Source organism: Streptomyces sp. NBC_01707 (assembly GCF_041438805.1).
Taxonomy (GTDB): domain Bacteria; phylum Actinomycetota; class Actinomycetes; order Streptomycetales; family Streptomycetaceae; genus Streptomyces.
Genome location: NZ_CP109190.1, coordinates 8,877,464 through 8,895,803, shown reverse-complemented (window position 1 = coordinate 8,895,803; position 18,340 = coordinate 8,877,464). Strand labels below are relative to the sequence as shown.

Annotated in this window: 14 protein-coding genes and 3 pseudogenes; 9 read left to right on the top strand and 8 right to left on the bottom strand. The window is 69.1% G+C overall.

Annotated elements, in window-relative coordinates; genetic code table 11:
- The first annotated feature begins 131 nt into the window (after positions 1-131).
- From rho to OG963_RS39770, 3 genes and pseudogenes are all read left to right on the top strand, one after another.
- Positions 132-1,270: pseudogene (rho, locus tag OG963_RS39780) on the top strand (transcription termination factor Rho).
- Between the two features lie 72 nt (positions 1,271-1,342).
- Complete coding sequence (locus OG963_RS39775; protein ID WP_362273177.1) at positions 1,343-2,341, top strand: aldo/keto reductase family protein; 999 nt, start codon at positions 1,343-1,345, stop codon at positions 2,339-2,341.
- Between the two features lie 180 nt (positions 2,342-2,521).
- Complete coding sequence (locus OG963_RS39770) at positions 2,522-3,394, top strand: sigma-70 family RNA polymerase sigma factor (RefSeq protein ID WP_371799992.1); 873 nt, start codon at positions 2,522-2,524, stop codon at positions 3,392-3,394.
- A gap of 56 nt (positions 3,395-3,450) precedes the next feature.
- Here the strand turns inward: OG963_RS39770 and OG963_RS39765 are convergent, their stop codons facing one another.
- The 3 genes from OG963_RS39765 to ctaD all read right to left on the bottom strand — a co-directional run bounded on the left by OG963_RS39765 (position 3,451) and on the right by ctaD (position 7,043).
- On the bottom strand, positions 3,451-4,812 hold the full coding sequence (locus OG963_RS39765) for an NAD(P)/FAD-dependent oxidoreductase (protein WP_030929190.1): 1,362 nt from the start codon (positions 4,810-4,812) through the stop codon (positions 3,451-3,453).
- Positions 4,813-4,945: 133 nt separating this feature from the next.
- Positions 4,946-5,287, bottom strand: coding sequence for a hypothetical protein (locus OG963_RS39760; protein ID WP_371799991.1), 342 nt, complete (start codon positions 5,285-5,287; stop codon positions 4,946-4,948).
- A 43-nt stretch (positions 5,288-5,330) separates the two neighbouring features.
- Positions 5,331-7,043, bottom strand: a complete 1,713-nt coding sequence (gene ctaD, locus OG963_RS39755) for a cytochrome c oxidase subunit I (protein ID WP_319740236.1) — start codon at positions 7,041-7,043, stop codon at positions 5,331-5,333.
- A 441-nt stretch (positions 7,044-7,484) separates the two neighbouring features.
- Here ctaD and OG963_RS39750 point away from each other — a divergent pair, with 441 nt between their 5' ends.
- Complete coding sequence (locus OG963_RS39750; protein WP_371800370.1) at positions 7,485-7,655, top strand: hypothetical protein; 171 nt, start codon at positions 7,485-7,487, stop codon at positions 7,653-7,655.
- A 34-nt stretch (positions 7,656-7,689) separates the two neighbouring features.
- Here the strand turns inward: OG963_RS39750 and OG963_RS39745 are convergent.
- The 3 genes and pseudogenes from OG963_RS39745 to OG963_RS39735 form a co-directional block, all read right to left on the bottom strand.
- Positions 7,690-7,875, bottom strand: a pseudogene (locus tag OG963_RS39745) (3-hydroxyacyl-CoA dehydrogenase NAD-binding domain-containing protein); the annotation flags it as partial.
- Positions 7,876-7,948: 73 nt separating this feature from the next.
- Positions 7,949-8,338 carry a Zn-ribbon domain-containing OB-fold protein gene (locus OG963_RS39740; RefSeq protein ID WP_371799990.1) on the bottom strand — a complete coding sequence of 130 codons (390 nt, stop codon included), beginning with the start codon at positions 8,336-8,338 and terminating at the stop codon, positions 7,949-7,951.
- 110 nt (positions 8,339-8,448) lie between these two features.
- Complete coding sequence (locus OG963_RS39735) at positions 8,449-9,153, bottom strand: TetR family transcriptional regulator (RefSeq protein WP_319740116.1); 705 nt, start codon at positions 9,151-9,153, stop codon at positions 8,449-8,451.
- Between the two features lie 109 nt (positions 9,154-9,262).
- On the opposite strand from OG963_RS39735, the gene OG963_RS39730 reads away from it, so the two are divergent.
- Positions 9,263-10,048, top strand: coding sequence for an electron transfer flavoprotein subunit beta/FixA family protein (locus OG963_RS39730; RefSeq protein WP_093778800.1), 786 nt, complete (start codon positions 9,263-9,265; stop codon positions 10,046-10,048).
- Positions 10,049-10,105: 57 nt separating this feature from the next.
- A complete protein-coding gene (locus OG963_RS39725) occupies positions 10,106-11,068 on the top strand; it encodes an electron transfer flavoprotein subunit alpha/FixB family protein (protein WP_093778802.1) in 963 nt (320 codons plus the stop codon).
- Positions 11,069-11,140: 72 nt separating this feature from the next.
- On the opposite strand, the gene OG963_RS39720 is transcribed toward OG963_RS39725, so the two are convergent.
- Positions 11,141-11,827, bottom strand: a complete 687-nt coding sequence (locus tag OG963_RS39720; protein WP_371799989.1) for an alpha/beta hydrolase — start codon at positions 11,825-11,827, stop codon at positions 11,141-11,143.
- A 577-nt stretch (positions 11,828-12,404) separates the two neighbouring features.
- Between OG963_RS39720 and OG963_RS39715 the strand changes: the two genes are divergently transcribed.
- Entirely contained in the window at positions 12,405-12,884 is a 480-nt protein-coding gene (locus OG963_RS39715; RefSeq protein ID WP_371799988.1) for a hypothetical protein, read from the top strand.
- Positions 12,881-14,065, top strand: a complete 1,185-nt coding sequence (locus OG963_RS39710; RefSeq protein WP_371799987.1) for a CaiB/BaiF CoA transferase family protein — start codon at positions 12,881-12,883, stop codon at positions 14,063-14,065. Before OG963_RS39715 ends, OG963_RS39710 begins: the two co-directional genes overlap by 4 nt.
- A gap of 204 nt (positions 14,066-14,269) precedes the next feature.
- On the opposite strand, the pseudogene OG963_RS39705 reads toward OG963_RS39710, so the two are convergent.
- Positions 14,270-14,314 (bottom strand): annotated as a pseudogene (locus OG963_RS39705) (hypothetical protein); the annotation flags it as partial.
- A 277-nt stretch (positions 14,315-14,591) separates the two neighbouring features.
- Here OG963_RS39705 and OG963_RS39700 point away from each other — a divergent pair.
- Complete coding sequence (locus OG963_RS39700; RefSeq protein ID WP_371799986.1) at positions 14,592-18,326, top strand: S8 family serine peptidase; 3,735 nt, start codon at positions 14,592-14,594, stop codon at positions 18,324-18,326.
- The last annotated feature ends 14 nt before the right edge of the window (positions 18,327-18,340 follow it).

Sequence of the window (18,340 nt, the reverse complement as noted above, 5' to 3'; positions counted from 1 at the left end):
ACGCAGCTTCCCGCACCACCTTCCTCCAGTCCGGTACGGACTTTCCTGCCCGTCGTCCGGGGCGTGATCCCACCGCCCCTACGCATCCGTCGGGCCCCTTCATTCGCCATGTCGCGAAAGGACCACCCCGCATGACCACCACCCTCAAGCACCCTCTTGACCAGCGACAACTGCCGACGAACGTGGCAGGAGTCCTCGACCTGACGCACCAGGGGCACGGCGCGCTGCGCACAGACGGCGGCCACCCCTCCCCCGCCGACGTCCAGGTACCTGCGGCCCTCGTCCGCCGGCACGGCCTGCGCAGGGGCGATCTCGTCGAAGGCCTCTGCGACCGGCCGCGCACCCTGTCAGCGGTCGAGCGGATCAACGGCCGTCCCCCGCAGGCGCTGAAGGGCCGGCCGCACTTCGCCGATCTCACCCCTCTCCACCCCGGGCAACGGTGCGTCTGGAGACACCCGGCGGCAGCCCGGCAACCCGCATCGTCGATCTCGTCGCCCCCGTCGGCAAGGGACAGCGCGGGCTGATCGTCGCCCCGCCCAGGACCGGCAAGACAGTCCTGCTGCAGCAGATCGCCGCCGCTGTCGCAGCCAACCATCCGGAGTGCCCCCTCATGGTGGTGCTGCTCGACGAGCGCCCCGAGGAGGTGACGGACATGCGCCGTTCCGTGCGCGGCGACGTGTTCGCCTCTACGTTCGACCGGCCCGCGAAGGAGCACATCGCCCTCGCCGAACTCGCGGTGGAACGCGCCAAGCGGCTCGTCGAGCAGGGCCAGGACGTGGTGATCCTGCTCGACTCGCTCACCCGGCTGTGCCGTGCCCACAACAACGCGGCGTCCGCCGGAGGCCGCACCCTCAGCGGTGGTGTGGACGCCGCCGCCCTGCTCGGACCCAAGCGACTCTTCGGCGCCGCGCGCCGCACCGAGGAGGGCGGCTCGCTGACCATCCTCGCCACCGCGCTGACGGACACCGGGTCCCGCGCCGACGACTACTTCTTCGAAGAGCTCAAGAGCACCGGGAACATGGAACTCCGGCTGGACCGCGCACTGGCGGACAGACGGATCCACCCGGCCGTGAACATTCCGCAGTCCGGCACCCGCCGAGAGGAACTGCTGCTCCCCGCCGCCGAACTGACCGCCGTACGAGGACTGCGGCGCGCACTGCACACGAGGGACCCGCAGGCGATGCTGGAAGTGCTGCTGGACAGGATCCGGCAGACCCCCGACAACGCGGACTTCCTCCGCCGGATCCAGGGCACCGTGCCCGACGCCTGAGTCCTCCCGGCCGGCACACCGGCGCACGCTTAGCATGACGTGTTCACGCATCAGCACAGGGAGAGCAGGCACATGGAATTCCGCCGACTCGGCCGCAGCGGTCTGACGATCAGTGAGATCGCCTACGGGAATTGGATCACCCACGGCTCCCAGGTGGAGGAGGACGCGGCCGCCGCCTGTATCCGGGCCGCCCTGGACGCCGGAATCACCACCTTCGACACCGCGGACGTCTACGCCGAGACCCGCGCCGAGGCCGTCCTCGGCCGGGCGCTGAAGGACCAGCGCCGCGAGAGCATCGAGGTGTTCACGAAGGTCTACTTCCCGACCGGCCCCGGGCAGAACGACCGCGGTCTGGGCCGCAAGCACATCCTCGAGTCGATCGACAACTCGCTTCGCCGGCTGCAGACCGACTATGTGGACCTGTACCAGGCGCACCGCTACGACCACAGCACGCCGCTGGAGGAGACCATGGAGGCGTTCGCCGACGTGGTCCGCTCCGGCAAGGCCCTCTACATCGGCGTCTCGGAGTGGACGGCGGACCAACTGCGCGCCGGACACGGCCTGGCCCGCGAGCTCAATGTTCCGCTCGTCTCCAACCAACCGCAGTACTCGGCTCTGTGGCGGGTCATCGAGAGTGAAGTCGTGCCCGCGTCCGAGGAGCTCGGCATCGGTCAGATCGTCTGGTCGCCGATCGCCCAGGGCGTGCTGACGGGCAAGTACAAGCCGGGGGCGCAGCCGCCGGCCGGTTCGCGGGCTACGGACGACAAGGGCGGGGCATCGTTCGTCGCCGGTTGGCTCCGCGACGACGTCCTGGAGCGGGTCCAGCAGCTGGGGCCGCTGGCGAACCAGGCCGGTCTGAGCCTTGCTCAGCTGGCCGTCGCCTGGGTGCTGCAGAACCCCAACGTCTCCGCCGCGATCATCGGTGCCTCCCGGCCCGAGCAGGTCACGGAGAACGTGAGGGCAGCGGGCGTGAGGTTCGACGCGGATCTGCTCAAGGCCATCGACGACGTTCTGGACCCGGTGGTGGAGCGCGACCCGGCGCTGACCGCGGGCCACGAAGGCAACGGCTGAGCCGCCCGGTCTCCGGGAGGCCGGTGCCCGCTCTCCGGCGGTCACCGGCCTCCCGCGCGTGTCGGAGTGCCGGCCTCCCTCGCGTGTCGGCGTGTCGGCGTGTCGGCTCCCGGAGCGTGTCGCAAAGGCCTGGTCCCATGGGTCACTCGTACGACACGGAGCGACGGAGGAGAGCGACCGATGGACGAACAGGAACTCCTGGCGGCCCGCTTCGAGGAGCACCGGCCCCGGCTGCGGGCAGTGGCCTACCGGATGCTCGGCTCGGCCGCAGAGTCCGACGACGCCGTCCAGAGCACCTGGCTGCGACTCGTCCGCACCGACGTCGGAGACGTGGCGAACCTCCGTGGATGGCTGACGACGGTCGTCGCCCGGGTCTCGCTCGACATTCTGCGCAGCCGCGAGACCCGCCGTGAGGATCCCTGGGAATCGCGGCTGCCGGGGTCCGCCGTGGGCCACGACTTCGGCGTCGGGCCGGAGGAGCGGGCGGAGCTCACCGACTCGGTCGGGCTGGCGCTGCTCGTGGTGCTGGACACGCTGTCGCCCGCGGAACGTCTGGCGTTCGTGCTGCACGACATGTTCGCCGTGCCGTTCGACGAGATCGCCCCCATCGTGGAACTCACCCCGGCCGCGACCCGGCAGCTCGCCAGTCAGGCGCGCCGGCGCGTACAGGGCACGGTCCCGGATCCCGGGACCGACATGGCCCGTCGGCGTGAAGTCGTCGACGCCTTCCTGGCCGCTTCGCGCGGCGGCCACTTCGATTCGCTGCTGGCCTTGCTCGATCCCGACGTCGTACTCCGTGTCGACTCTGCGGCGGCCTTGTCGGGCGTGGCCGGGGCGGTGGGGGCCGCTGCGGTGGCCGGCACGTTCGCGGCGCGCGCCTCGGCAGCACGGCCCGCCCTGATCGACGGGCTTCCCGGCGCCGTCTGGGCCCCGGGCGGAGGACCGCGGGTCGTCATCGGCTTCACCGTCGAGGCCGGTCGAATCGTCGCGATCGACCTCGTCGCGGACACCGACCACCTCGACCGGATGGATCTGCGGATCCGCGACGTGTGAGAACGGTGGCCCGTCGCCTCACCGACGCGACATGCCGCTCCCTGACTTGTCCCGGATCAGCCTCGGGCGGTCAATGAGGCGGTGTGCTGGCGGACCTGTTCCGGGGTGAGGTAGGAGTTCGTGTGCTCGAACTCGCGCAAGGTGCCCGGCTTGCGGGACTGGAATCCGGTGCGTACGAAATCGTCACCGGCTATGGCGTTGAGCATCCAGTTCGTCATGACCCGGGCCTTGGCCACATTGGTCCGCATCGCCGACCAGTGGTAGCCGCGGGCCACGGCCTGCGCGGCGATTCCGTGCATCTCGACGCCGAGCGGCTTGGAGACCGCGTCCCTGCCACCGAGGTCCACGACGAGCCCGAGGTCTCTGTGTTCGTACGGCTTCAGCGGCTGGTGACGGAGCGTGGCGATCAGGTTGTCGGCGAGCCTGCGGCCCTGCCGCATGGCGTGCTGCGCGGTGGGCGGGCAGACCGCGCCGCCGCCCTTGACCAGGTCGGGTACGGCGGCGGCGTCGCCGAGCGCGAAGACACCGTCGAAGCCCGGCAGGGTCATCTCCGGGGTCACCGCCAGACGGCCCCGTACGGTCTCCGCGCCGAAGGTGGCGACCAGCGGGCTCGCGGTCACACCGGCCGTCCAGATCAGCGTGCGGCAGGGCAGCACCCGGCCGTCGGTGAGCGTCACCTTGTCCGGCCCCGCCTCGGCGACCGAGACTCCGAGCGACACGTCGATCCCGCGTTCGCGCAGCACCTCCAGGGCGCTGAGCCCGAGCTTGTCCCCCAGCTCGGGCATCAGCTTCGGGGCGATGTCGATCAGATGCCACTTGATGAGTTTCGGGTCCAGCCTGGGGTAGTACCGGACGGCACTTGTGGTGAGCCGCTGCAGGCAGGCCGCGGTCTCGGTGCCCGCGTATCCGCCGCCGACCACCACGAACTGCAGCCGGGAGGCCCGCTCCTCCTCGTCGTGGCTGGCGTCCGCCAGGTCCAGCTGTGCGATCACGTGGTCGCGTATGTAGGCGGCCTCGGCCAGAGTCTTCATCCCGCGGGCGTTGTCGAGCAGGCCGGGGATGTCGAAGGTGCGCGTGACACTGCCGGGGGCAAGGACGATGTAGTCGTACCGTTCGTCGACGACCTCGTCGGTGATCTTGCGGATGACGCAGATCTTCGCCGTCGTGTCCACGCCGATCGCCCCGCCGGGGATGATCCGGGTGCGGTGCCGACGGCTGCGGCGCAGCGACACCGCGACCGACTGCGGTGTGAGCACGCCTGACGCCACCTGCGGCAGAAGTGGCAGGTAGAGCTGGTACGAGAACGGGGCGACGAGCGCGATGTCGGCCTCACCGGGTTTGAGTGCGCGCTCCAGACGGCGTACGCACTCGACCCCGCCGAATCCGGCGCCGACGACGAGAATCCTGGGTCGTGCCACGGTGTCCGTCCCTTCTCGGGTCTGCGCGGGCGCCCGTTCTCCTGCCAGGTCACACACGCCCGTCACCCACCATCCTCACGAACCGGGTCCGAGTTCGCCTGCTGAGGACGACAGAACGGACGACCGCCCGATGTCAGCGGGTCAGCAGGGTGAGAGCCGTGCAGGTACCACTGACCGCGCCGACGGTGACGACTGCCGCCGCGACACAGCGCGCCCTGAGCCTGCGATAGCGGTCGTTGTACTCGCCGCGCAGTTCGGTGGAGCGGGTGGCGATCCGGGCCACCATCGCCCGGGATGCGACGACACGGTCCGCGGTGTACACGCGGGCCACGTCCTCACGCTGGGTGGTGGTGAGCCAGGGCAGTTCGTCGGTGAAACGGCGGGCCAGCCTGCGCGCCTCCTCGACCTCTGCGCTCCACAGCAGATAGCCCTCCATCTGTGCCAGTCCGCGGGCGCTCTCCTTGTCGGGGTCCACTCGGTGCTCCTTCCTCCTTCTCGGCGGACTGCCGCGCTCACGCCTACCGGTCACCGGGGGTCGCGGGTGTGGCGCCGGGACGGTGGGCGCCCTCGTCGAGGGTCCGTACCGAGGGGTGGTGCAGGTCGAACGCCGGGGACTCGGAACGGATCCGCGGCAGGGTGACGAAGTTGTGCCGCGGCGGCGGGCAGGAGGTCGCCCACTCCAGCGAACGGCCGAAGCCCCACGGGTCGTCGACCTCGACCTTCTTGCCGTACTTGGCGGTCTTCCACACGTTGTAGAAGAACGGCAGCATCGACAGGCCGAGCAGGAACGAGGAGATCGTCGAGATCGTGTTCAGCGCGGTGAAGCCGTCGGCGGCGAGATAGTCCGCGTAACGACGCGGCATGCCCTCGGCACCGAGCCAGTGCTGCACCAGAAATGTGCCGTGGAAGCCCACGAACAGCGTCCAGAACGTCATCTTGCCGAGCCGCTCGTCCAGCATCTTGCCGGTGAACTTCGGCCACCAGAAGTGGAATCCGGAGAACATCGCGAAGACCACGGTGCCGAAGACGACGTAGTGGAAGTGCGCGACGACGAAGTACGAGTCCGAGACGTGGAAGTCCAGCGGGGGCGAGGCCAGGATGACGCCGGTCAGACCACCGAAGAGGAACGTCACCAGAAAGCCCATGGACCAGAGCATCGGTGTCTCGAAGGACAGCGATCCCTTCCACATCGTGCCGATCCAGTTGAAGAACTTCACACCGGTCGGTACCGCGATGAGGAAGGTCATGAACGAGAAGAACGGCAGCAGCACACCGCCGGTGACGTACATGTGGTGCGCCCACACGGTCACGGACAGGCCCGCGATCGCGATGGTGGCACTGATCAGGCCGACGTAGCCGAAGATCGGCTTGCGGCTGAAGACAGGAATGACCTCGCTGACGATGCCGAAGAACGGCAACGCGATGATGTACACCTCCGGATGGCCGAAGAACCAGAAGAGGTGCTGCCAGAGCAGCGAACCGCCGTTGGCCGCCTCGAACACATGCGCCCCGAACTTACGGTCTGCCTCCAGCACCAGAAGTGCAGCCGCCAGCACCGGAAAGGCCAGCAGGACCAGTACACCGGTCAGCAGCACGGTCCACACGAACATCGGCATGCGGAACATCGTCATACCGGGCGCGCGAAGGCAGATGATCGTGGTGATGAAGTTGACCGAGCCGAGGATCGTGCCGAAGCCGGAGAAGGCCAGACCCATGATCCACATGTCGCTGCCGATCCCCGGTGAATGAACCGCGTCGGTCAGTGGGGAGTAGGCGAACCAACCGAAGTCCGCGGCGCCGTTCGGGGTGAGGAAGCCGGCCACCGCGATGATCGAGCCGAAGAGGTACAGCCAGTACGCGAACATGTTCAGCCGTGGGAACGCCACGTCGGGTGCGCCGATCTGCAGCGGCATGATCCAGTTCGCGAACCCGGCGAACAGCGGCGTCGCGAACATCAGCAGCATGATCGTGCCGTGCATCGTGAACGCCTGGTTGAACTGCTCGTTCGAGACGATCTGCGTGCCGGGACGGGCCAGCTCGGCGCGCATGACGAGAGCCAGCACACCACCGACGACGAAGAAGCCGAACGACGTGGCCAGGTACATCGTGCCGATCGTCTTGTGATCGGTGGTGCTCATCCACCTGACGATGATGTTTCCCGGCTCCCTGCTGTGTACCGGCAGCTCGTTCGCGTACGACTCGTCTGTCTCGTCCGCCCCTGCTGTGCCCATCGTCGTCACTACGACGCTCCTTCGATCGGTCCTTCGCGGGTGGGCTCGGCACCCGGCAGGGCGCCGCTTCCACCGGGGGCGGCCGGCGGCCCCCCGGAGCCTCGCGCCAGTTTCCAGCTGCAGCAAACCAGCCATGGGGGCGACATGTGCGGCCCGGCGCCCGCCGGGCCGGGACATTCACCCGTCAGGGCGTGCTGACCACATGTGGCAGTGCGAGCGCCATTGCGGCGCTCAACACACAATGAGAAAAACTGAGTTGTGCGTCTCTCCGACGATGACTTCGCCGACGGAGACCCCGAACCCCCTCAGACGCTTCGTCGAAGCACCGCCGCGCGAACGTGCGACGGTGCCACCTCCGACGGACGGGCGGCGGCAAAGTCACATGATCACGGCGATCGGTCTCGGCAGCCGGCAGGAAGAGCCCCATCCGGCCATCGACCGATGGACCCGCCCTCATCCAGGAGCAGGAGCGCATCCATCGGCTGCGCCGGCATCCAGCTCACCGACACCGAAATCCAGATCCGCGCCGAGGACGGCACCACCATGCCCCGGGGCAGCAGGGGCGAGATCCGGGCGCGCGGCTTCCGGCAGCGTTCGGGGTGTCAGTCGTGAATGCGAGCCTGTCGAGCGCGCCTTGACGCTCCGGCTCGCTCAACTTCCCGCCGCGCAAACCCCGGTCGAGCCACGCGACGGCCCGGGACCGGCCCGCCGCCGGAGCTGCCTCGCCACGCTCGGCGACCTTGACGTCCAGGCCGGACCTGACATGGACCTCCGTGATGCCTGGCCCCGTCAAGCCGCAGCCCACGACGCGGATCCTGCTGCATTCAGGCATGCCTGGACGTCCTCACCGGAGGCATCTCGCGGCTGCCGGTGATGTCCGGGCGTCCGCCTGCGCGGGGACCGGTTCACTGCCAATCGGCGCGCCCGACCGGGTCGCAGAGTTCGAGGAGGGGCTCCCCGGAGTCCGGGTCGGCGCCGGTGACGGGGCGCACTCGCGCGCCCACGTACACCAGATGCGGTGCGGCACCCACGACCTGGCACCGGAACACGAAGCCCTCGGGCAGCCGGACCAAGGACTCGTTGCGAGCAGCCTCGGTATAGCGGTGCACCACGCTGGAGCGCACGACGACACCCAGGCCGTCGCTGCGTACGGATTCGAGATCGCTCGATGCACACACCGGACACAACAGCCGCCGGAACGACGCCGTACCGCACCAGTGGCAGAGCTGGTGGATCAGTCCGGCTTCTGCCGGCACCGTCGGCGCGGCCTTACTTGCTGAAACTGAATGGGACACGTCTCGACCCCTTGGACTCGGCTCGGGTGCGTCGGCGCCGTGCTTCGACGCAGACGCACCATATGGCACTGAGTGCCGAGACGTAAAGGTACTGAGTACCTACTCCGAGGTCAGTCCGCGGCGAGGGCCGATTCGACCTTCTGCACCACGCGCCACATGGGCGTGCCCTTGGCGGCGACCACCACGACGACGTCGTCGCCCGCGGCCGGCGTGGCGACGCCTTCGGCTGCGGCTCCCCAGACCTGCTGCACGACCCCGAGGGCATGGTCGACCGAAGCCTCCGCGTCCCCCTTGCCGCCCGAACGCAGCCACGACCGCAGGCCGTTGTTGTGCGCGGCGACCACGGCCGCGGCGATCACCTCGGCGTGCAGCGGGCCGTCCGGGGTGCCGTCGTAACGGCCACGGAGATACTCGGCCAGCGTGCGTTCGTAGCGGCGGACCACGGACAACTCGTACGTCCGCAGGCCGGGGACCTCCCGCGTCAGGTGATAGCGCTGGACGGAGAACTCCGGATTCGCGGCATACATCCGTAGCACGAGCCGGGCCGCGTCGCACACCGTGCCCACCGGGTCGCCGTCGTCGGCCGCCTCCAGAAGCGCCGTCATATCGGCGAGACAGCGCTCGTGGTCGGGGAAGACCACGTCCTCCTTGGAAGGGAAGTAGCGGAAGAACGAACGCCGCCCGACCCCGGCCCGCGCGACGATGTCGTCCACCGTCGTCCGCTCGAAGCCCCGTTCCAGAAAGAGCTGGAACGCCGCCTCTGCGAGCACCTCCCGCATGGGTGGCTTCTTCACTGGTCTGCGCGCCTCGGTCATGCCGGGAACCTAACACCAACTGCGGCCGTTCGACACTACGTACCTTTACAGAGGGTACTGAGTGCCATATGGTCGAAATCAGGAACCACACCGAGGTAGGAGAGCCGGCGTGAGCTTGAGGATCGTTGTCTGTGTGAAGTACGTGCCCGATGCGACGGGTGACCGGCATTTCGCGGATGATCTGACGCTGGACCGTGAGGATGTCGACGGTCTGTTGTCGGAGCTGGACGAGTATGCGGTGGAGCAGGCGTTGCAGATCGCGGACGCGGCGGATGATGCGGAGATCACCGTGTTGACGGTGGGTCCGGAGGATGCCAAGGACGCGTTGCGTAAGGCGTTGTCGATGGGTGCGGACAAGGCTGTTCATGTCGAGGACGACGATCTGCACGGTTCGGATGTGATCGGTACGTCGTTGGTGCTGGCGAAGGCGATCGAGAAGACGGGTTACGACCTGGTCGTGTGCGGGATGGCGTCGACGGACGGGACGATGGGTGTGTTGCCGGCGGTGCTGGCGGAGCGTCTGGGTGTGCCGCAGGTGACGTTGTTGTCCGAGGTGCGGGTCGAGGGTGGCACGGTGACCGGGCGTCGTGACGGTGACAGTGCGTCGGAGCAGTTGCAGGCGTCGTTGCCGGCGGTGGTGTCGGTGACGGACCAGTCGGGTGAGGCGCGTTACCCGTCGTTCAAGGGGATCATGGCGGCGAAGAAGAAGCCGGTCGAGTCTTTGGATCTGGAGGATCTGGAGATCGATGCGGACGAGGTCGGTCTGGCGGGTGCGTGGACCGCGGTGGATTCCGCGGCGCAGCGTCCGGCTCGTACGGCGGGCACGATCGTCAAGGACGAGGGTGAGGGCGGCAAGCAGCTCGCCGAGTTCCTCGCGGGTCAGAAGTTCATCTAGAGCCGGCTGTTGCGTCCGTCCCTCGTTCCTTCGTTAGTTGCAGGAGATTGAAGTCCCATGGCTGAAGTTCTCGTCTTTGTCGATCACGTGGACGGTGCTGTCCGCAAGCCCACTCTGGAGCTTTTGACGCTGGCGCGTCGGGTCGGTGAGCCGGTTGCGGTCGCGTTGGGCGCGGGTGCCGGGGCCACCGCTGCGGTGCTCGCCGAGCATGGTGCGGTCAAGGTCCTCACCGTGGATGCCGCCGAGTTCGCGGATTATCTGGTCGTGCCGAAGGTGGATGCGCTGCAGGCTGCGGTCGAGGCGGTGTCCCCGGTCGCGGTGCTGGTTCCGTCCTCTGCCGAGGGCAAGGAGATCGCGGCCCGTCTCGCGGTCCGGATCGGTTCCGGGATCATCACGGACGCGGTGGATCTGGAGGCCGGTGAGCAGGGGCCGGTCGCGACGCAGTCGGCGTTCGCGGCGTCGTTCACCACGAAGTCCCGTGTCTCGCGGGGTGTCCCGGTGATCACGGTGAAGCCGAACTCGGCGCCGGTCGAGGCGGCTGCGGCCGCGGGTGCGGTGGAGTCCCTGGCGGTCAGTTTCTCGGCGCAGGCCACGGGCACGAAGGTGCTGTCGCGGACGCCGCGTGAGTCGACCGGGCGTCCGGAGCTGACCGAGGCGGCGATCGTGGTCTCCGGTGGCCGTGGTGTCAACGGTGCGGAGAACTTCGCGATCATCGAGGCGCTCGCCGACTCGCTGGGTGCGGCGGTCGGTGCCTCGCGTGCCGCGGTCGACGCCGGCTGGTACCCGCACTCCAACCAGGTCGGCCAGACCGGCAAGTCGGTGTCCCCGCAGCTGTACATCGCGTCCGGTATCTCGGGTGCGATCCAGCACCGGGCCGGGATGCAGACCTCGAAGACCATCGTCGCGATCAACAAGGACTCCGAGGCCCCGATCTTCGACCTCGTCGACTACGGCGTCGTCGGCGACCTCTTCCAGGTCGTCCCCCAACTCACCGACGAGGTCAACACCCGCAAGGGCTGACCTGCCGAACCGGCCGCGGGTGCGCCTCACGACTCCCGCGGCCAGGCGTTCGCGTGAGGCCGGCGGCCGCGGTCAGACGCCGGCCGCTTCCTGGATCAGGTCGGTGACCGCGCCGGGACGGGAGGCCAGAGAAGCATGGCTTGCGTCCAGTTCCACGATCCTGCGCGGGTTCATGCGCTGCGCCATGCGACGTTCGTTGTCCGGGTGGATCATGCGGTCCGCGGTGGAGACCTGGTACCAGGAAGGCTTTGCGCGCCAGGCCGGGGTGGTGACGGTGTCGCCGAATGTCGATGCGAGCGGCGCCTTCTGGGTCACCGCCATGACCAGCGCCTCGTCGGGCGGCAGATCCTGGGCGAAGCTCTCGTGGAACTTGTCCTGCTTGATCCAGAGATAGCCGTCGGAATCCGAGGCCAGGTTGGCCATCCCGGCCGAAGGCGTCTCCTCGCTGATCCGACCGGCGCTCTCCCCCGCGTCCGGGGCGAATGCGGCGATGTAGACCAGCCCAGCCACGTTGGACAGGTCCCCGGCCTCCGTGATGACCGCTCCGCCGTAGGAGTGACCCACCAGCACCACCGGTCCCTCGATCCGCTGGACCATCTTGCGCGTGCGTGCGGCGTCGTCGACCAGCGAGGTCAGCGGGATCTCCACCGCGTGCAGGGAGTTGAAGCCCCGCCTGTGCAGCTCGGTGATGACCCTGCCCCAGTGGGCGGCGCCACCCCAGAAGCCGTGGACCAGAACGATGGCGGGCTTGTCGGCCATGGGGTTCACACCCTTTCGCTGTCTCCGGGCCTCTGCTGCCATCGGTCACGCTAGGCGGGCCACCTGACGCCCGCCACCGCACACCGGCGCAGGGCGACAGCCGGAAAGAAGGGCCACCTGCCAGCGGCTGCTTGCAGGTGGCCAGTGACCTACTGCCCCACGGCTTTCGGACCCCGTTTCCTCAAGGCCCTCCGCGACGCGGTCGATGTCGCCCGGCAGGCTCTCACCAAGCGCTCGGAGTGCAGTGTGAGGTGTCGGCCCGGCAGGCCACGGCGCCGCGCCCGTACCAGCCCCTGCCGCGATCGCAGCCCGGACGGCCCGTTCGGGTGACAGGGTGCACGGCTCGGGGCAACTGTCCGCAAGAGTGGACGGCTAGATCTCCGAGGCGGTGTGCGGCCGAAGAGCCCAGACCCCGCTCACCGGGACCGGGGCTCACAGATCACACCTCATCGTCAGCCGCGGACGGAGCGCCCAGGCACGCGCGGCCGGTTCTCGACGACGGTCAGCCCCAGCGAGACGTAGCGCTCGACGAGTTCGTCCTCGGTGACAGGCCCGTCGGACCGGTACCACTGCGCTGATGCGCGCGTCGGACGTCGTCCGCATCGTCGTGCATACCCCCGAAGCTGCGGTGCACCCGCTGATCCACTCGAAGCCGCGCACCGGGCTGCAGGGCAAATTCAGCCTGGAGTACGCGCTGACCTCGGCCCTCCTCGACGACCACCCCGGATTCGTGTCGTACACCGACGGCTACGTCGAGCGCCCGCCCGCACAGCGCCTCATCGGTCCGGTGGAGGCTGTTCGGACCTCCAAAGGCCCGGGACTGCTGACCGGAGACACATCCGTCCAGATTACGATCGGCCACGGAACCGTGCCCCGCACGACCCTCGCACCACCGCCCGGATCCCCCCAACTTGCCGCAAGCAAGGAAGAGTTCGCCGCAAAAGTCGCCGACTGCGGGGCAGATGCACCCGGACTGCTCCTCGGCCTCGACCGGAAGGGTGCCGCACAACTCATGCGCGACACTTTCCCCGTACACCATCCGGAGGACTACGCATGAGCCCGCTTCCCCTCGAAGGAATCACAGTCGTCAGCCTGGAGCAGGCCGTCGCAGCGCCCTTCGCCACCCGTCAGCTCGCCGACCTGGGGGCCAGAGTCATCAAGGTCGAACGCCCGCGTACCGGTGACTTCGCCCGGGGCTACGACGAGTCCGTGCACGGCCAGTCGAGCTACTTCGTCTGGCTCAACCGGTCGAAGGAGTCGCTGACACTCGACATCAAGACGCCCGCAGGCCGTGACGTCCTGGAGCGGCTGCTCGCCGGTGCCGACGTCTTCGTGCAGAACCTTGCCCCGGGCGCTGCCGGCCGACTCGGACTGGGAGCGGCTGAGTTGAGTGAGCGTTACCCCTCCATCGTCGTCTGTGACATCTCCGGATACGGCAACACAGGCCCGTGGGCGGACCGCAAGGCGTACGACCTGCTGGTGCAGTGCGAGACGGGTGTGGTGTCGCTGACCGGTTCACCCGAAGAGCCCGCCAAGGCGGGCATCTCGATCGCTGACATCGCAGCGGGCATGTACGCGTACTCAGGCATCCTCACCGCACTGTACGAACGGCGGACGACGGGCCGGGCCCGCTCCGTGGAGGTGTCGCTCTTCGAGGCGCTCTCGGAGTGGATGGGCTCCCCTGCGTACTACACGGCGTACTCGGGCACGCAACCCGCACGCGTCGGCGCCCAGCACGCGACGATCGCCCCGTACGGACCGTACGGTGCAGCGGACGGCAGGACCGTGCTGCTCGCCATCCAGAACGAACGCGAATGGGTGTCCTTCTGCGAGGTCTTCCTCGGCGACGCCTCCCTCGCCACCGACCCGCGGTTCCACCGGAACTCGGCCCGGGTGGCCCGCCGTGACGAACTCAACGCCATCGTCGCCGCTCGCTTCGCGACGCTGGACGCTGCCGACGCGGTGAAGCTCCTGGACGACGCGAAGGTCGCCAACGCGCGGCTCAATTCGGTCGAGGAGTACTGGAATCACCCGGTCCTGTCCGGCCGTGACCGCTGGCGGGACGTGTCGACTCCGGGGGGCGCGATCAAGGCCCTGCTGCCGCCCGCCACCCTTAGTGGGCTGGACCCCCGCATGGACTCTGTTCCCGCCGTGGGCGAGCACACGGACAGCGTGCTGCGCGGGCTCGGCTACGACGGCACCGCCATCGCCGCCCTGCGCGCTGACGGCGCGGTCTGACGTCACTGGGAAGGCTGCGCGCCATGCCGGAGGAGCAAGGCCCCTACGATCAGTCGTCCACGGGCCCGTCGCGAGGGTGACGCTCAACCGCCCCGAAGCCCGCAACGGCTGCACCCGCCACATCGCCGACGAGACGGCCATGGCGTACGAGCTGCGCTGCGGCAGCCGCAAGAGCCCGCCGGCGGCGGCGACGAGGCCGCGCTTGACCTCGGGGATCCCGAACCGGGAGCTGTCCGCGGCGACGAGCATGCCGCAGGCGGGGACGATTTCACGGCCACCGGCCTGCGCGTAGCCGCGGCGCCGCGGCTGACGGTCCGGGCAGGGGCGTCCACCCGCATCCGGCTCGGCCGGTACACCTGGCACCACGGCTGGGCGTAACCCGCTCCCTGGAGCCACATTTGATGACGTGTTACCGCCAAGGCGTGTAACCGCCAGATCTGAACGGCCACAAGCAGGTGTCCGGACCGGAAACTCTTCGCAGCACCCGGAACCACCGATTCGCCGGGTGCGCGGAGGAGAGACATCCATGACCAGAGCATCCGCGAGGCGGAGGTCTCGGCTGCTGGCAGCCGGGCTGTCGCTCGTACTGCTGCCGGCCGGGCAGGCCGTCGCAGCCGGGACAACGGGGACGGCGTCGGACACCGATCGTGCCGCGTCGACCGTGCACGCACCCACCACCGCGCGAACCGTCACCCTCATCACCGGTGACCAGGTGACCGTGACCGACCTCGGAGCCGGGCAGAAGTCGGTCGCCGTCGAGCGGCCCGAAGGCGCTACCGGAGCGGTCCGAAGCGAGATTTCCGACGGCCGGATCACTGTCATACCCGACGAGGCCAGGCCCTACCTCCAGGCGGGCGTCCTCGACGCCGAGCTCTTCGACGTCACCGCTCTGCTCGAGCAGGGGCTGGGTGACCCGTCCTCCGACGGGCTGCCGCTCATCGTGACGTACACGAAGAACGCCCGGAGCGCGACGACGCCCCACGGGGCCCGCCAGGTCCGTGGACTGCCGAGCGTGGGCGGTGCGGCGCTGGAGGCCTCGACGTCCGGTGAGTTCTGGCGTTCGGTCGCGCCGGACGTCACTTCCAAGGCGCGCGGCGCGGCTCCGGGCAGCGTGCGCCTGGCGGGCGGCGTCGAGAAGATCTGGCTGGACGCCCGGGTCGACGCCGCCATGGAGACCAGCAACGCCCAGATCGGCACCCCCGCGGCCTGGGAGGCGGGGCTGACCGGAAAGGGCGTCAAGGTCGCCGTCCTCGATACCGGTGTGGATCTGACCCACCCCGATCTCAAGGACCGGGTGAGCGAGACCAAGAGCTTCATCGAGGGCCAGGAGGTCGCCGACCGGAACGGGCACGGCACGCACGTCTCCTCCACCGTCGGCGGCAGCGGTGCGGCGTCCGACGGCAAGGAGAAGGGCGTCGCGCCGGACAGCACGCTCGCCGTCGGCAAGGTCCTCAGCGACCAGGGGTCCGGCACCGAGTCGCAGATCATCGCCGGGATGGAGTGGGCGGCCAAGGACGTCCACGCCAGAATCGTCTCGATGAGCCTCGGCTCGTCGGAGGGCAGCGACGGCACCGACCCGATGGCCCAGGCGGTGAACACCCTCTCCAAGGACACGGGCGCCCTGTTCGTGATCGCCGCGGGCAACGCGGGCGGCCCCGGCACCATCGGCTCCCCCGGCGCCGCCGACTCCGCACTCACGATCGGCGCGGTCGACTCCGCCGACAAGCGTGCGTACTTCTCCAGCCAGGGTCCGCGCCTCGGCGACAACGCGCTCAAGCCCGACCTGTCGGCGCCGGGCGTGAACATCCTCGCGGCCCGCTCTCAACTCGTCACGGGCAGCGGCCCGTACACGTCGATGAGCGGTACGTCGATGGCGACCCCGCATGTCGCGGGCGTGGCGGCGCTGCTCGCCCAGAAGCATCCGGACTGGACGGGGCAGCAGCTCAAGGACGGCCTGATGAGCACGTCCAAGCAGATCGACGGCACGTCGTACGAGGTGGGCGCGGGCCGCGTCGACGTCCCGGCCGCCGTCTCCGCGCAGATCACCGCGACCGGCAGCGCAGACCTGGGCTTCGTCAGCTGGCCGTACGAGGGGAACAAGCCGGTCACCAGGACGCTGACGTACAGCAACTCCTCGGACCGGCCGGTCACCCTGGGGCTGTCCGCAGAGGGCGCTCCCGCCGGTGTGGTCGCCCTCGCCGACTCCACCCTCACCGTGCCCGCGCACGGCACCGCGCAGACCACGGTCACCGGTGACGGCACCGCAGCAGCCGTCGGCGTCACATCGGGCCGGATCGTCGCCAGGGACGGTGACACGGTCGTCGCGCACACGGCCTTCGGTCTGAACAAGGAGGAGGAGCGCTACACCCTCACCGTCCACGTCAAGGACCGCGACGGCGCGGCCACCGCCGCCAACCTGGCCGTGCAGAAGCTGGCTCAGGGCGCGGATCCCTTCCCTGCCGCGGTCAACGACTCCGGCACGCTGCAGCTGCGCCTGCAGCCCGGCACATACACCCTGTCCAGCTTCCTCGACGTACACGGCAGCAAGGGCAAGGACTCGCTGGGTCTCGGTTTTCTCGCCGAGCCCGAGGTCACCTTGGACCGCGACCGTGAAGTCACCCTCGACGGGCGGACGTTGCGCGAGATCCGGGCTCAGGTGGATCAGCGGACTGAGACCCGCCAGCTGAACATGAAGTTCAACCGTTCGGCCAACGGCGCGTCCTACACCGGAGCCGTGCTGGTTCCGCTGAAGTACGACAGCATCTTCGCGGCGCCGACCCGCAAACCCGCCACGGGCACCTTCGAGTACCGGACCGTGTGGCGGCTCGGCAAGCCGCGGCTGGATGTCGAGGCAGGCGGCACTCGGCTCGGCGAGGCGGTCGTCCAGAGCGGATCGGACCTGTTCACCGGACGCAAGCGGATGTCCCTGGTGGACGCCGGCACCGGCAGCACTGCCGACTACGCCGGCAAGGACGTGACGGGCAAGGCGGTCGTCGTACGCCGCACGGCCGCGATCACCCCCGCCGAGCTGGCTCAGAACGCGCAGGACGCGGGCGCGAAGGCCCTGTTCGTCACCGATGAGGCGCCGGGGCGCCTGTCGGCCACGTTCTCCGGGGCCGACGGGGCGACACGTCCGCTGTACATCGCGACGGTGAACGCGGCGGACGGAGCGCGGCTCGTCGAGACTGCGCGGCTCCACCGGAGTGTCGAACTGACCGGCACCGAGAACACGCCGTACGTGTACGACCTCACCAAGGGTTACCCGGGGGCGATCCCCACCGACCTGACGTACCGCCCGGGCAAGAGTGAACTGGCCGTCGTGGACAACAAGTTCCACGCGACGAAGGCCGCGGACGGTGGCGAGTTCCGCTACTCGATCACCGATACCTTCCCGATCGGCATTGGCTTCCAGGAGAAGATCAAGTTCCCCGTGGAGCGCACCGACTACATCAGTGCCGGCCCCGACAACGGATGGCACGTCTCCATGTCGAACGGCCCGGGCGCCATCGAGCAGCGCACCGGCGTCGTGCACCACCGCGGCGGCACGCGCTCCGCGACCGACTGGTTCAAGCCGGTCTGGCACCCGTGGCTGGGCACCGGCCTCGGCTGGGGCCAGCAGCGCCTCGGCAACAACCTGCGGTTCAACACACCTGGCTGGGGTGACTCGGGACCGGACCACACCGGCTTCGGCGATGTGTGGAACGAGACCTCGATGACCCAGTTCACCGAGGTGTACGTGGACGGGGTGCGGGTCGACCGCAAGACCAGCTCGGGCGCGTACGCCCGGAACGTCAAGCCCACCGAACAGGACTTCAAGGTGGTCACGGACACCACCCTGGACCCGGACGTCTGGCGGCTCGCCACGAAGGGCCACTCCGAGTGGACCTTCAAGTCGTCCGCCACACCGACCGACCACTGGACGTTCCTGCCCATGCTCAACCTCGGGTTCGACGTCGACACCGACCTGCACGGTGATGTGCGGGCCGGGAGGCGGCTGGATCTCGGGATCTTCTCCGAGTACGTCAAGGGCGCGCCGGACACCGGGCGGATCACCGGCTCCACGCTGGAGGTCTCCTTCGACGACGGCGCGACATGGAAGTCCGTCGAACTCGACGGCGTGCGCGGCAAGTCCGCCACGTGGGCCGGCTCGGTCCGGGTGCCGAACGACGCCCAGTACATGTCCGTGCGGTCCTCGGCCTCGGACGACAAGGGCGGCTCGGTCAAGCAGGAGATCATCCGCGCGGTCGGCGTGCGGAAGTAGCAGGCCGGGTGGGA

Excerpts from the sequence above, each read along its gene's own strand:
- OG963_RS39775 (WP_362273177.1), top strand. The coding sequence starts at position 1,343 with ATGGAATTCCGCCGACTCGGCCGCAGCGGTCTGACGATCAGTGAGATC.
- OG963_RS39770 (WP_371799992.1), top strand. The coding sequence starts at position 2,522 with ATGGACGAACAGGAACTCCTGGCGGCCCGCTTCGAGGAGCACCGGCCC.
- ctaD (WP_319740236.1), bottom strand. The coding sequence starts at position 7,043 with ATGGGCACAGCAGGGGCGGACGAGACAGACGAGTCGTACGCGAACGAG.
- OG963_RS39750 (WP_371800370.1), top strand. The coding sequence starts at position 7,485 with ATGGACCCGCCCTCATCCAGGAGCAGGAGCGCATCCATCGGCTGCGCC.
- OG963_RS39735 (WP_319740116.1), bottom strand. The coding sequence starts at position 9,153 with ATGACCGAGGCGCGCAGACCAGTGAAGAAGCCACCCATGCGGGAGGTG.
- OG963_RS39725 (WP_093778802.1), top strand. The coding sequence starts at position 10,106 with ATGGCTGAAGTTCTCGTCTTTGTCGATCACGTGGACGGTGCTGTCCGC.
- OG963_RS39720 (WP_371799989.1), bottom strand. The coding sequence starts at position 11,827 with ATGGCCGACAAGCCCGCCATCGTTCTGGTCCACGGCTTCTGGGGTGGC.
- OG963_RS39715 (WP_371799988.1), top strand. The coding sequence starts at position 12,405 with ATGCGCGCGTCGGACGTCGTCCGCATCGTCGTGCATACCCCCGAAGCT.
- OG963_RS39710 (WP_371799987.1), top strand. The coding sequence starts at position 12,881 with ATGAGCCCGCTTCCCCTCGAAGGAATCACAGTCGTCAGCCTGGAGCAG.
- OG963_RS39700 (WP_371799986.1), top strand. The coding sequence starts at position 14,592 with ATGACCAGAGCATCCGCGAGGCGGAGGTCTCGGCTGCTGGCAGCCGGG.